10 protein-coding genes are annotated in these 13,603 nt (G+C 52.5%); 6 read left to right on the top strand and 4 right to left on the bottom strand.

Going from position 1 to position 13,603, the window contains the following annotated elements; all coding sequences use genetic code 11:
- Window positions 1-326: 326 nt before the first annotated feature.
- Together G6R38_RS02180 and G6R38_RS02175 are read left to right on the top strand one after the other, a co-directional pair.
- Entirely contained in the window at window positions 327-911 is a 585-nt protein-coding gene (locus tag G6R38_RS02180; RefSeq protein WP_166820038.1) for an HdeD family acid-resistance protein, read from the top strand.
- Between the two features lie 125 nt (window positions 912-1,036).
- Window positions 1,037-2,716 carry a serine/threonine protein kinase gene (locus G6R38_RS02175; protein ID WP_166820037.1) on the top strand — a complete coding sequence of 560 codons (1,680 nt, stop codon included), beginning with the start codon at window positions 1,037-1,039 and terminating at the stop codon, window positions 2,714-2,716.
- 51 nt (window positions 2,717-2,767) lie between these two features.
- Here G6R38_RS02175 and G6R38_RS02170 read toward each other — a convergent pair whose 3' ends face one another.
- Window positions 2,768-4,762: a hybrid sensor histidine kinase/response regulator gene (locus G6R38_RS02170; protein WP_166820036.1), complete on the bottom strand. Its 1,995-nt coding sequence runs from the start codon at window positions 4,760-4,762 to the stop codon at window positions 2,768-2,770.
- 6 nt (window positions 4,763-4,768) lie between these two features.
- Entirely contained in the window at window positions 4,769-5,137 is a 369-nt protein-coding gene (locus tag G6R38_RS02165) for a helix-turn-helix domain-containing protein (protein ID WP_166820035.1), read from the bottom strand.
- Between the two features lie 562 nt (window positions 5,138-5,699).
- Between G6R38_RS02165 and G6R38_RS02160 the strand changes: the two genes are divergently transcribed.
- From G6R38_RS02160 to G6R38_RS02145, 4 genes are all read left to right on the top strand, one after another.
- On the top strand, window positions 5,700-7,616 hold the full coding sequence (locus tag G6R38_RS02160; protein ID WP_315852332.1) for a metallophosphoesterase: 1,917 nt from the start codon (window positions 5,700-5,702) through the stop codon (window positions 7,614-7,616).
- A 443-nt stretch (window positions 7,617-8,059) separates the two neighbouring features.
- The gene (locus G6R38_RS02155; RefSeq protein ID WP_166820944.1) at window positions 8,060-9,526 is read left to right on the top strand and encodes a sulfatase; all 1,467 of its coding nucleotides are present in this window, start codon (window positions 8,060-8,062) and stop codon (window positions 9,524-9,526) included.
- A 3-nt stretch (window positions 9,527-9,529) separates the two neighbouring features.
- The gene (locus G6R38_RS02150) at window positions 9,530-10,090 is read left to right on the top strand and encodes a M50 family metallopeptidase (RefSeq protein ID WP_240928032.1); all 561 of its coding nucleotides are present in this window, start codon (window positions 9,530-9,532) and stop codon (window positions 10,088-10,090) included.
- Between the two features lie 202 nt (window positions 10,091-10,292).
- The gene (locus G6R38_RS02145) at window positions 10,293-11,351 is read left to right on the top strand and encodes a ZIP family metal transporter (RefSeq protein WP_166820033.1); all 1,059 of its coding nucleotides are present in this window, start codon (window positions 10,293-10,295) and stop codon (window positions 11,349-11,351) included.
- Window positions 11,352-11,461: 110 nt separating this feature from the next.
- Here the strand turns inward: G6R38_RS02145 and G6R38_RS02140 are convergent, their stop codons facing one another.
- A complete protein-coding gene (locus G6R38_RS02140; RefSeq protein WP_166820032.1) occupies window positions 11,462-11,914 on the bottom strand; it encodes a Fur family transcriptional regulator in 453 nt (150 codons plus the stop codon).
- Window positions 11,915-12,207: 293 nt separating this feature from the next.
- A complete protein-coding gene (locus G6R38_RS02135) occupies window positions 12,208-13,599 on the bottom strand; it encodes an outer membrane protein assembly factor BamB family protein (protein ID WP_166820031.1) in 1,392 nt (463 codons plus the stop codon).
- Window positions 13,600-13,603 lie beyond the last annotated feature (4 nt).

The raw sequence follows: 13,603 nt of genomic DNA, 5'->3' as shown, positions 1-13,603 counted from the left end.
CGACTGGCAGTCCTTTGCCATTCTCCAAAAAAGTCGAATGGTTAAAAGTTGGCTGATGCCTACCAAACAGCTTAACAACCTAGGTAGCTCTGTTGAATCTGGTCTTAGGGGGAGTTTGTCATGTTGTTGAGGTATATGAACAGAATTCCCCGGGTGACGACGTTTGCGATCGACCTTTATTCTGCTCGACCAAAAGCCACGGTGGCGACTCAGAATGTGTGTTCTTGATGAATCACGCGTGCTTGGTTGGAGAAGCACCTCCAAACGGGTAGATTGGCAAGAGACCATCGATTCACCGACACCATGCTTGAGAAAGGCGCATACTTATGTCCAACGCACCGACCCCAACCTCGTTGCATCTTTTCGGCCTGGATGAACTCCAAAAACGCTGGGGGTGGTTCCTCGGCTTGGGCATTGTTTTGATTCTGCTTGGGACGATCGCGCTCGGAGCATCCGTCTTGATGACTCTCGCGACAATGGTGTTTATTGGTTGGTTGATGATTGTCGGTGGGATTGTGGAAGTTGTTCACGCTTTCGGCATCAAGAATTGGGGCGGTTTCTTCATTGATCTGTTGACCGGGATTCTTTACACCGTTGTCGGTTTTCTCATCGTGGCCAATCCAGGTGCAACAGCGGTCACGTTAACGTTACTGATTGCGATGTTCCTAATCTTTGGTGGTCTTTTTCGAATCGTTACGGCGATTATCGTTCGGTTTCATAATTGGATTTGGCTGTTGCTGCACGGGGTCGTCAACGTCTTGTTGGGTGTCCTCATTTGGCGTCAATGGCCGATTTCCGGCTTGTGGGTAATTGGGTTGTTCGTCGGTATCGACATGATTTTCAACGGCTGGTCCCTAGTGATGATGGGACTCGTAGCGAAAAAACTTCCTACGGAAAATCAAGACACCTAGGGGCCGACGTTCGCAACTCAGTCCACTCTGCTCCCATCTGAGATTCCTATACAATCCGAGTTGGGACAGGATGGGCTGAGCGACGCGAATTCTTTCATTTGACGTATTCGTTTGAAATCGAGCTGATGGACCCACTGGAACCAACTCTAATCGATGCCACTAACAATCAGTCCCCTACGGTTCCTTCCGAATCGATTGATGTTTCAAGAGGACTTGTTGGGTTCGTCGCCGGCAATCGTCCCAAGTTTGCGGATGAGACGGCAGGGCTGCTTCGAAGCCGGCTAACGGCAGCCACATTGGCGCTCTCCGTCATTCTTACTGCGTCTTTCTTGGGGAACTTTCTACGGGGGATCACAACGCTTTGGTGGCTGCGGAGCGTTGTTCTGCTCGTCCTTTTCGGTTGCTTCGTCGTGCTTCGAAGTGGTCGCCTGCTTACGTTGCGTCGGCTCCGGGGCATCGAGCTAATGACGTTCGGGGCGGTGCTCTTGCAGGTCTCGTTGATGCTGGCGACCCTTATGATGAAGTATGCCGCCGAACAGGATGTGACCGCCGTCGTCGGCATGAAGCACCTATTTATGGGGGCGTGGTGTCTCTTGATTTTCGTGTACGGCATCTTCATGCCGAACACCTGGAAACGTGGGGCGGCTGTCATGATACCGGTCGCGATCGTTCCTTATGTTGTCTTGGCAATTTTGCGTTGGCGTTCTCCGGTCATCGAGACTTTTTTGTCCATGGAGAATTCGACGAGTCCCATTCCTTTCCCCATTGTTTCTGCGTTCGTGGGAGTTTATGGAACGCACATCATCAACTCGGCACGGCGAGAGGCGTTCAAAGCCCGGCAGTTTGGGCAGTATCGACTTTTGGAAAAACTGGGTGCGGGTGGGATGGGTGAAGTCTACAAGGCGGAGCATGTTCTGCTGAAACGGCCGTGCGCGATGAAACTCATTAAGTCTGCCGGTGAAAGAGATGCAACGGCCACGGCCCAATTTGAGAAGGAGGTCAAAGCGACAGCTAAACTAACGCACTGGAACACTATCGAAATCTACGACTATGGGCATACGGAAGATGGCACGTTCTATTATGTGATGGAGCTCTTGCCGGGCATGAGTTTGGACCGACTCGTGGAACAGTCCGGTTCGCTCCCACCAGAACGCGTCGTGCATTTCCTCCGACAAGTTTGTGGAGCGCTTCACGAAGCTCATTCGGTCGGTTTGATTCATCGGGACATCAAACCCGCCAACATCTTTGCGGCCCAACGTGGCGGCGTGAATGATGTCGCAAAGCTCTTGGACTTTGGATTGGTGAAAGAAACGACGACTGAGTCGGCGGGGGAGAATAGCGGTGCCAAATACGGATCATTTAGCGGCACCCCGCTGTATATGTCACCGGAGCAAGCGTCGGCGTACGAAGACGTTGACGGTCGGGCGGATATCTATTCGCTTTCGGCGGTGGCTTACTACTTGCTAACCGGCCAACCGCCATTCTCCGGCACTAAAGTGATTCAACTCCTCGCCGCCCACGCGAAAGAAGATGTCACTCCCCCATCGACTATCAACTCGGAAATTCCTAGTGATCTCGAAGAGGTTGTCCTGAAGGGGTTAGCCAAGAATCCGGCAGATCGCTATCAAGATGCCGCTAGTTTTCAACGGGCTCTAAGCGAGTGCCAATGTGCCGACAAGTGGACGCCAGACCGAGCAGACACCTGGTGGGCTTCGAATCAAAACCGTCAAGTGGACTCGTTGGGGAAGCAACGAGGCGTTCAGCTAAATTTCTCTCCCGACGACCCTACTCTGTTAGAACAGTGACAATTCACGTTCGTAGAACGTGCCACCGTTTCCACGGCCAATTCAGTCCGCTTACTCCAGAAGACTATTGGCGATTCGTCTCAGTTTGTCAGCTTCCTTTTTCAATCCTTCCTTCGCGATTTGAAGCGACTCCTTATCGAGTTGTGAGCTTCCGAGTATTTGCACCATGAGCGTGAGGACGTTAACCGCATTGAGAATGTCGTGCTTAATTTGCCCAGCGGGCGACGGCGAAACGTGCTCGTCCGATGTTCCTTCTCGTTGTGCAGTTGGGGCGGGCTGATCCGCAACGCCATGTGATAGCGAGTCGTTTGCTTCCGTGGAATCTAAGGCCGTTTCAACTGTCTTAGCCGACATCAATTTCGGATGAGCTAAAACAGTTCTGATTTGATCAATGGAGGGCGGCTTGACCAAGTGTAGATCGAATCCAACCTCTTGCGATTTCTGACGGTCTTCCTGTTGCCCGTAACCGGTCAATGCTACTAGTAAAACTTCGTCGAACTCTTCGTCCTGCCGAACATCACTCGCTACTTGGTAACCGTCCAAACCCGGCAAACCGATATCAAGCAGCACGACGTCAGGCTTAGTGCTCTTGATTTTTTCTAGCCCCGTCCGCCCATCATGGGCTAAATCGACTTCGTGGTCATCGAGCTTCGTCAACAACTTCGAAAGCATGTTGGCGGCACCCTTGTTGTCCTCCACGACAAGGATCCGTTGAGGGGTTTGCAGTGGATGCGACTGAACTACCCCGCCGGGTTGGACGGGTGGGGCGATGATGGGCAACTTCACGACAAACTCACTGCCCTGTCCTACCCCCTTGCTTTCGACAGAAATCTCTCCACCATGCAGACGCACCAGTCGTTGCACAAGAGTCAAACCAATGCCCAAACCGCCTTGGGATCGGTCTAGTGTTCGGGTGGACTGTGTGAACAGATCAAAAATTCGCGGCAGGAGTTCTGGTTCAATCCCAATTCCGGTGTCGCGCACGCGAATGAATGCCTGCCCGTCCTTGGGTTCGGCAGACAACTCAATTTTGCCGCCGTTGCCCGTATACTTTGAAGCGTTGTTGAGCAGGTTCTCGACAATTTGAAGCAGCCGCACGGGGTCAGCGTCGAGCCAGATTGAGCGTTCTGGACACGAAACTGACAGCGTCTGTTGATGAGCTTCAATCAATGGTTGAACCGCATCGACGGATCGCTTCACGATGGCGGATAGCTCAACGGCTTCCCGCCGAAGCTCAATTTTGCCCGTCATGATGCGTGACATATCGAGGAGGTCATCCACCAACCGGACGACATGTTCCACCTGCTCCTGCATGAGTTCAATGGCGTCAGGTTGACTGGCAGAATGCATCGACAATAGGTCGAGACCACTTCGGATTGGGGCAAGTGGATTGCGGAGTTCGTGGGCCAACATCGCCAGGAATTCATCTTTGCGGCGGTCGGCTTCGGACAACCGTTCATGCGCGAGTTGAAGTTCTTTGTTCGTTTCCTTGAGCTTGCGATTCGCTTCCTGAATCTCTTGCGCTCGCAGGAATACCTCGGCTTCCATGGTTTCGGAACGTAAGCGGAGGTCTTCGTAATCCTTTTCTTGCTCCAACCGACGTTGCTTGAGTTGGATAAATTCCGTCACATCTTCAACTCGATGGATGATATGCTCGACGTTGCCGTCCGATCCGAGAACAGGAGAATTGACAGGACTCCAGTACCGTTCTTCGAATCCACCTCCGTCGGTTTCGGGACGCCGAATATCGTATTTTTGCACGGCCAACGCATCGGAGGCCCCACTCTGGAGAACTTTTTCCAACGAAGCTCGCAAATTCTTCACACCCGTGGCCGTGGGATCATCCGGGTTATCGGGAAATACCTCAAAGATGCCTCGTCCGATAATGGATTCCCGCTGCGTCATCGTGGCCTGCAAGTAAGCGTCGCTGGCTGCGGCAATTCGGAACTCAGTTGTCAGAACGAGATAAAGGCCAGGGGCCGACTCAAAAAGCTTTTGAAAGTTCAGGGGATCCAGAGCCCTGTCCTCCGGTTGAAGGTGTCTCATTTTCGCCTACGGCCCGTTTCGGTGAGTTGGCTTGGTCAAATGCAGCTTGCCATTCTCGTCAATCCCATCGGCGAGCATCTCGAGAGAGTCATTGTCAAGCAGGGCGACTTTGCGGAACGCCTCGGGACGCTCCATAATACGTTGTCTGATCGTCGGCGGAACCTTTTTAGCGAGGAGGAGCAATTCATCGGCATCTGCATCGAGTACGGTGGCGAGTTGGTCAATCAATGATTCTGACGCAGTATGACCATCTTCGAGTTTATCGTTCTCGATCTTGGAGAGATAGGTGAACCCCACGTCTACTTTCAGGGCCAATTGACGAAGAGTGAGCGTCTTTGCTTGCCGCAACGCACGAACTTTCTCGCCGAATGACATGATGAAGTTTCTCTCCTCTGGAATTGTACCTGAGATGGTAGCGGGGTTGCAGTTGGCAGTCAACGTGCTGCGTGACGCTTCCAACAGTCAAGGCAACACGGAAACGAATACCGATACCATGTCGTGATTCGGCGGGCTGTTGAAGACGGATGGGGACGTCCGAATCGCATGAAATAATTTTCTCGGACACTTAGGTTTTGCAACGAGACCTCCATTCTCTGCGGAATTGCTATTTGCGATCGAGGCAGCCAATATAGCAACCTGGGAGCGTCATCGGTTGGCTTCCATCAGATTGCGGTGTTGTGCTGACACAATTGAAATGGTGCCGTTGAGTCGACGGCTAGGAGTTTGTTTATGTTCGCCGATCGTGCGGGTGATCGGGTCGCGTAACCGTCCCAGCGGAATCATGAGAAACCCCTGGGGATTGAGTTAGTCGTACTTTTTTGGTGGCCAGTCGGCAAACGATCAGAAGATTTTCAAAACCGAATCAGTTGACTTCTGATCGAAGTGGATTCCGTCATGCGGAAACTAGGAAACACAGGTTCTTTCACATTCACGACGGATGAACAAAACTGGTTTAAGGCTTTATCCTGCTTATTGGAAAGATCGAATGCGATTGGTAGTTAGATACTGCATCTTGCTTATGTTCGGTGGAACGACGTCTCTGCTAGCCCACGATGGACCGGACCCATTAGCCCGGTGGCGTTGCGATGCAAATTCGATCAGTCGCGACGGAGTCGTATCAACTTTGAAGTCTCGCCTGGGGCCTGATGGCACAATCCTAGGAAAGCACCGCTTTCTCAAGGATGAAGAGTCCTCATGCCTATTTCTTCAAGGCGGGAAATGCGGAGTTCAGTTAGCGGAAAACTTCACTAAAGCACGCAAGTATCTTCCGCGAGAGTCACTCACAATTTCCACTTGGGTTTCGGTCGATCAGCCACGCAAGTGGGGAGGCCTATTAGGTGTTATACAGGACAACGGTGACTCAGAATCAGGATGGCTACTAGGGTACAATCAATCAACATTTACGTTCGCGCTACGCGGCGAAAATGGGTCTGGCAAGTTGACCTATTTAAAGGGTAAGACGAAATACGAACTTGGCAGACTCTACCATGTGACTGCGATCTACGATGGCGAAACCATGCAGCTGTTTGTCAACGGGAAACTTGATGCGGAAAGCCGAGAGCAGTCTGGACCGATTGTCTATCCGTCACAAGCACCTTGGATGCTAGGAGCTTACCGAGACGAGAACGAATTCTATGGTCATCGTGGTCGGATCTACGAAATGACGTTGTACGATCTGGCGGCAAAACCCGCGTGGGTGGAACATGATTTTGATCACAATGCTGGTCGGGCAAAACTCCCTGTCGTGACAATCACGGATCCGCCTGCATTTGTTGTCGAGCCCTATCTTCAATTCGGCACGACGACATCCATGACGATGATGTGGCGGACCAATCGAACGGGGCGAGCTATCGTCCACTATGGCGAAACTGCCGAATGCCGGCAGAAGATTGATTCAATGGAAGAAGCTGAGATTCATGAGGTCAAAGTCGAGAATCTCAAACCGGAAACACAATACTTTTATCGCACGGAAACACAATTTGAGGGCGCACCACCTCTCGTGAGTCAGGTATTCACGTTTCAGACCGCAGTCAAGCCGGAAACTCCGTTTGCTTTCGCAGTAATTAGTGATACTCAAGGCAACCCGACGGTGTCCGGAAAGCTTGCAACTCATGCCTGGGGGCAGCGGCCTAGCTTTTTACTTCATCCCGGTGACCTTGTTTCGACTGGTTCAGATGACTCGCATTGGACTGAGCACTTTTTTCCAGGCATGCGGCCTCTGATTAATTATGTTCCCTTCTATCCAGTCTTAGGGAATCATGAGCAGAATGCACAAAACTATTTTGAGTATGTTTCCTTGCCGAGCCCAGAGTACTACTACGATTTCACGTTTGGCAATACGCACTTCTTGATGATAGATAGTAATCGTGTCATTGCACCCGGTTCTGAACAGTACAAATGGTTAGATCAGACGCTGTCAAAATCGAAGGCAACTTGGAAGATCGTTTGCCATCATCATCCGCCCTACTCTTCCGATGAGAATGATTACGGCGATCTCTGGAAGACGAACAAATCGTCTCGCGGCGACCTACGAGCTCGGCAACTCGTCCCGCTCTATGAGAAGCACCAGGTTGATTTCGTTTGGAACGGCCACATTCATTCTTACGAACGAACTTGGCCAATTCGAAAGAACAAAGCGGTTGAGACGGACGGCCCTATCTACATGATTACTGGTGGAGGTGGTGGTGGGCTCGAAACTGCCGGGCCAGTTCGCCCGTTCTTCCAGAATACTGTTCGCTACGGGCATCATTATTCCATAGTGCGTGTCAATGGTCGTCGTTTGGAGCTTCAGGTCTATGATCTGGAGAATCGACTGTTCGATCAACTGGTCATCAATAAACGAGAGAAAAAATAGGCTCACTCAAACGACTGCCGTGTCCAGTGACTAGGAACAATGGATCGATTTACCTTATGGAGTTCAGGAAAAGTTGTTGAACGGTTTAACAGTACTAGTACCACTAGAAGACAACCATCTGACTTAAATTGACTCAGATGTGTCGTGTGTTAGTTGGCAAATTCGATCTACCGGACGATGTTGAGTTGGTCCATTTGGTGACTCACAAATTAGGCGAACTAACGAGCGAAGGACTCAGTCACTGACCAAGAATCCCCCCATCCAAAAGGTGTGGCAAAATCACTTTCGCGGTAGTCTGGTCGGTGGTCATGGATGCAAATTGAATTCGGCCACGCTATTGTGGCTGACTGCTCTCGATCGCAAGCCACAATACTTAAGTCTGAGATTTTGATCCCATGCCGTATTTTTCTTTGTGCACGACGATACGTTTCCCAGCGTTGCGAATGGCCAAAACCGCAGTCAATTATGGGAGAGTTCTGGTCGGTCTTTCTTTGATACTGCTTGCTCTCGGCATCCGATCTGCTGCTGCAGAAACATCGAAGAGTCAACCGAAATACAACGTTTTGTTCATCATTTCCGACGATCTCACGGCGACCGCTCTTTCCTGCTATGGCAACGAAGTTTGTTCCACGCCAAATATCGATCGCATAGCTGAAACGGGAACACGCTTCACGCGGGCCTATTGTCAGGGCACGTTTTGTGGCCCATCCCGTGCCTCGTTTTTGTCGGGTTACTATCCGCATGCTACGGGCGTTCTGGGTTACATCAGCCCACGGAAGGCGATTGGCGATCGTGCGACTTGGCCGCAGCACTTTAAGAATCACGGATATTACTCGGCTCGAGTGAGCAAGATTTATCACATGGGCGTGCCAGGTGGGATTGAAGCCGGAACAGACGGGGCGGATGATCCCGCTTCATGGACGGAGCGGTTCAATAGCCCGGGACCAGAATGGAAAGCACCGGGTGACGGTGAAACTCTGGAAGGCAATCCGGATGGCAAAAAGCCGGTGGTCGGTGGCAACACGTTTGTGGTTGTCGAGGCGGACGGCGATGACATGGTGCACTCCGACGGGAAAACCGCTGCAAAAGCGTGCGAGCTGATTGACCAACATCGTGACGAACCATTTTTTCTCGGTGTTGGCTTTGTCCGTCCGCACGTGCCGTTCGTTGCACCGAAGCCGTACTACAAACCGTTCCTACCGTATAGCAGTATGACACTGCCCGAAAAAGTGGAAGGTGACTGGGACGATATCCCTCGTGCCGGTATCAACTACAAGACCAGTGTGAATATGAAGATGGACGTGCGTCGGCAGAAGAAAGCAGTGGGCGGATATTATGCGTCAGTTGCGTTCATGGATGCTCAGGTCGGCAAAGTCTTGGACGCACTTGAGAATGCGGGACTTGAGGACAAGACCATTGTGATTTTCACCAGTGATCATGGTTATCATCTCGGAGAGCACGATTTTTGGGCCAAAGTCAGCCTGCACGAAGAGTCTGCACTGGTTCCGTTGATCATCCGCGTGCCAGGACAGAAACCGGCGGTGTGTCGTTCGCTCGTGGAGTTAATCGACTTGTATCCGACGGTTTCCAGCTTATGTGGACTTGATGTGCCGGACCGTCTTCAAGGTCGAAACATCGCGACGCTTCTCGAAGACCCAACCGCGGAGGTTCGCGACGCTGCTTTTTGCGTGAACGGTCGTGGTTTCCTTCTGCGAGAGGATCGTTGGGCCTACATCCAATACGGCGAAAACGCCAAACGTGGCATTGAACTGTTCGATATGCAGACCGATCCCCAGCAATGCACAAATCTCGCCAAAATGCCCGAATATCAATCGGTCGTCGAATCGTTTCAAAAGAAGATGGCGGACAAATTGAAAGCCGTCCGCGCGAACGATCTTGGTCGAAAATAGGCTATGCCACATGCCTCAGTATATTTGGCTGAACCGGTCAAGTTCGTCGCCGTCCCGCTGCACAAGAAACAGACCAGGATCACGAATTTGACCGAAGTTTCTGCATATCATGAGGCCGGACACGCTTTCATGGCAATCGTCGTCGGAGCACGGATCGAGTCGGTGACGATTGATCCCGATTGGGACGACGGACCCGAACGCTATGCCGATATCCGTATTGAATGGCCGATGAACCAGTTCACCGAGCGTGAACTGCATGAGAAGGCGGTCTTGGTCGCGTTGGCGGGGCCGGTGGCGGAGATGTTACACCGTGGCGAGCGTTTGCATCCTGGTCTCGTCGCGGAGTGGGTCGCTGATTGGCAACTCGCTTGGGAGTCCGCGTCTGCTTTGTTTCCAAACGATCGAAAACGGCTGACGTATTTGGAGCAGACCGCAGTGAAGCTCTATCGGTTACTCAATCGAGATGACCATTGGGCAGCGGTCGCGGCGATTGTCGACCACCTCCTGGCACACGAGACACTGGAGGGTGAGGAAGTGGAAGAGATTGTCCGTCAATGGTTGTGAGACGAAGCCTTTCACAGACAACGATTTCGTCGTGATTGGACTGTTCCGAGACGCTGCGGTCAACCCAAGCGGCTGAGAATAGCATCGGACAAATGAGAACTCTCTGGACCGCACCAATTGGTGCTCCTTCTTTTTCGTAGTTAAGCTGCTAAACTATGGCTGGTTTGTTTGCGTAACTTGGGCAACTGTTTCGAGACTGCAGATGCGAGTAATTTGGCCGGTTGGACTTTTGGCTTTGCTGTTCTTGTTTGGTCCTCTGCGACCGGCCTCCGGACACGATGGACACACCCATGCCCAACCGCAGGACGAACAGAAAACCGAAGTTGCCACGCCGGAAATGATGCCGCTCCTTGCTGGCTATTGCACGCTGATCGTGCTTTCTTCCGTTCTTGGTGGGATGTTGCCGAAGTGGATGCGATTGACGCATGTGCGGATGCAAACGTTGATGAGCGGTGTCGGTGGATTGATGCTCGGTATCGCGATCTTTCATTTAATGCCGCATTCGATTGAACTGACGGGGTCACCGGAACGTGCTGCGGTGTGGTTGGCAGCGGGACTGCTGGGAATGTTCTTCCTGATCCGAGCGTTCCATTTTCATCATCATGGTGCTGTCGAGGAGTCTGCTTGTGAACATGAGCACGATCACGATTCAGACCATGAAGAGAATCAACCGCTCGGCCATCAGCACTCACATTCGCATGGACCGCATGCACATGGTGGGCACTCCCATCGGTTTAGTTGGTTGGGAGTCGCGTTTGGTCTCTCTTTGCATACGCTGATCGATGGGCTCGCGCTCGGTGCGAGTGTGCAGGCGGAAGCGTTCCATGGCGAGGGATTTGCATCGCTGTTTGGGCTGGGAACATTTTTGGCGATCGTGCTTCACAAGCCGCTCGATGCGGTCTCCATCAGCGTGTTGATGGAATCAGGCGGTTGGTCGGCGAAAGCACGGAATATCGTTAACATCGGATTCGCGTTGATGTGCCCGTTGGGAGCCCTCATGTTTCTGGCCGGCATCAAACAGTTGGGAGCCGATCAGAACTTCATCGTGGGTTGCGCACTCGCATTTTCCGCCGGGGTGTTCCTGTGCATTTCGCTCGGAGATTTGCTGCCGGAACTCGAGTTGCACTCGCATCACCGTGTGCGGTTGTCAGTCGCGTTGTTACTTGGTGTGGCCTTGGCGTGGGGCATCGAGCAGACGCATTCGCATGATCACAATGACTCATCACCCACGGACCACTCCGATCACGGCCATCGCCACTAGACCAGATGACGGTCTAGTCTGGTTCGTAATTGAGATGCGGAAGGCTTTGCTGACTGCCCTGCACGATCCACGTCGTCAAAGTTCAATAGCCGTTCACAAACCCGAACTGATCAGGCGCTGCCACATTCTCGGCAATGGCCTTTGAGCAGAATTTCCGTCACCCGGCCGATGCGGTTGGCCCGTTTTTGGGTGCTTTTGTCGAAGACGACATCCGAAAAACATGTGACTTGACCACAATCGACGCAAACGAAGTGCGGATGTTTTCCCTCGTGGGGGTCATCGGGGTCGCGGATTTCAAATCGCCAGACGTGGTCGCCCAATTCGGTGCGAGTCACGAGGTCCGCATCGGTCAGATCCGAAAGATTGCGGAACACCGTCGCCTTGTCAAAGCCCAAAGGTACAAGCTCTTCCGCCAGCTCCGCGTGCGTGACGGGTGATTCCGCCTGACGTAGACGTTGCATCACAGCGAGGCGAGCTGAAGTGCAACGCAAACCGGAATTGCGGATCAACTCACGAATGGCCGCAACTTCGTCTAGAACGGCGTCCTGTTCCGAATTTGTCATAATTGGCGTGGGGATTGAGCGATGGGAATTGGTTCAAATTGACTGTCTAAAATCATACGCTGAAGAATCCTCTTCGTCAAATGCAAGTGTCTTGCAAGTATTTTAGTATCTGCATTGCAGTCGCTGGAGATTCGGAATCGCTGGCAGGTTGACCTCGAATTCCCACACGGCAATCAGTTTCGATACGACTGCGAAAACCACTGATGCGACGCGACCCATCGATCGAAAAACGACCTCGGATATTTTGATTTCCGAGGCCGTTACGATGTTGTATGACCAAATTGGTGCCGGTACTACTTGGAAGCGGGTTTCGTTTCTGCGATGCAGTAGAGCCGGTCGCCGGTGCGGACCAACAGTCGGCCGTTGATGGCCGCGATGCCGTACTGAATTCGCCCAGCGAAGTTGCCGGCGTGTCGTCTTCGAGTGGCGTCGGTTTCTTGTTCCACCAGTTGCTGATCGAGCTTAACGTCGTCGGCGTTCCACAAACGGTTCTCGGAAATCTCTTCGAAGTTGGGACCGGCAGCGAGAACGGTTGTGACGCCATCCTTACCGAACGAGTAGATACGGTCGCCAACAGCGAACGGTGTGGCCCAACACGATTCAGCAATGCGTTTCGTGTATTGCTCTTCGCCAGTTTTCGCGTCGCGACAGTAAACGACGCCCGAACGATTCACCCAATAGGCGAAACCACGGTAGGCAATCGGAGATGCAAACGACACGGTTGGTCCTTTGGCTCTCCAGAGAACTTTGGCTTCGTATCCGTTGGCTCCCTTGACCACCTTCAATGCCATGTTGGACTTCATCGCCCCTTCGGCATTTTCCCCGTTCCGTCCGGGCGATGCACCGATGAGAAACGCTCCGTCTCCAAGTGGCATCGGAGTCGCCGCCGTGTTCCCGCCGACATCATCGAATGTCCAAAGCCGCTGACCGTTCTTCGGGTCATAGCCATCCACACTCCCCGCTGAACTGACAACAACCTGTTCCACACCGTCGATTTCCAACAACGCGGGGGAACTCCAACTCGTCCGAGATTCTCGGTCAGACTTCCAACTCGTTTCGCCGGTTTTCTTGTTCATTCCCAACAGATATGAGGGGCCTTGGTCATCGACCAAAACGATCAGTTGATCGGCAGTCTGAACGGGTGATGCGGACAGCCCAAACCGGTTCTTGAATTTTCCGTAATCTTTCGACAACGAACGGGACCAACGCAGTTGGCCGTCATGTGTCAAAGCGATGACGTCCCCGCTCTCGAAGAAAGCATAAACACCGTTTTCATCGACGACAGGCGTGGGGGCGGCACGGCTGACGTACACAGAATTCTCGACCGGTAACGAAGTTGGAAACGTCTTGTCCCATTCGATCTCGCCGTCATCGAGCGAGATCTTCAAAATGTGATTGGTATCTTTTTCGGGGCCCTCGATCGCGGTTACGTAGACTTGTTGGCCCCAGATCACAGGGCTGGACTGACCGTGACCTGGCAGCGATGCGGTCCAAGCCACATTGGATTCGGGACTCCAGGTCTCGGGAAGGGAGTTGACTGCTGTGGCGTTGGCTCCGAGAAATCCCGGCCAACGCGACGACGGTAACTCCTCGGCTGCACCAACCTGTGCCCCAATGCTGGACCCAATCAGAATCGCCAATAAAAAACTGCCCCAAACACGGAGGCCTTGGAATTGGTTTGTCATATTT

It is taken from the genome of Thalassoroseus pseudoceratinae (assembly GCF_011634775.1).
GTDB classification, from domain to species: domain Bacteria; phylum Planctomycetota; class Planctomycetia; order Planctomycetales; family Planctomycetaceae; genus Thalassoroseus; species Thalassoroseus pseudoceratinae.
The sequence above is the reverse complement of the archived record's forward strand: the minus strand, read 5'-3'. Positions and strand labels throughout refer to the sequence as shown.

Coding starts and splice junctions, on each gene's coding strand:
- G6R38_RS02180 (WP_166820038.1), top strand. CDS start 327: ATGTCCAACGCACCGACCCCAACCTCGTTGCATCTTTTCGGCCTGGAT.
- G6R38_RS02135 (WP_166820031.1), bottom strand. CDS start 13,599: ATGACAAACCAATTCCAAGGCCTCCGTGTTTGGGGCAGTTTTTTATTG.
- G6R38_RS02165 (WP_166820035.1), bottom strand. CDS start 5,137: ATGTCATTCGGCGAGAAAGTTCGTGCGTTGCGGCAAGCAAAGACGCTC.
- G6R38_RS02160 (WP_315852332.1), top strand. CDS start 5,700: ATGAACAAAACTGGTTTAAGGCTTTATCCTGCTTATTGGAAAGATCGA.
- G6R38_RS02150 (WP_240928032.1), top strand. CDS start 9,530: ATGCCACATGCCTCAGTATATTTGGCTGAACCGGTCAAGTTCGTCGCC.
- G6R38_RS02155 (WP_166820944.1), top strand. CDS start 8,060: ATGGCCAAAACCGCAGTCAATTATGGGAGAGTTCTGGTCGGTCTTTCT.
- G6R38_RS02175 (WP_166820037.1), top strand. CDS start 1,037: ATGGACCCACTGGAACCAACTCTAATCGATGCCACTAACAATCAGTCC.
- G6R38_RS02145 (WP_166820033.1), top strand. CDS start 10,293: ATGCGAGTAATTTGGCCGGTTGGACTTTTGGCTTTGCTGTTCTTGTTT.
- G6R38_RS02140 (WP_166820032.1), bottom strand. CDS start 11,914: ATGACAAATTCGGAACAGGACGCCGTTCTAGACGAAGTTGCGGCCATT.
- G6R38_RS02170 (WP_166820036.1), bottom strand. CDS start 4,762: ATGAGACACCTTCAACCGGAGGACAGGGCTCTGGATCCCCTGAACTTT.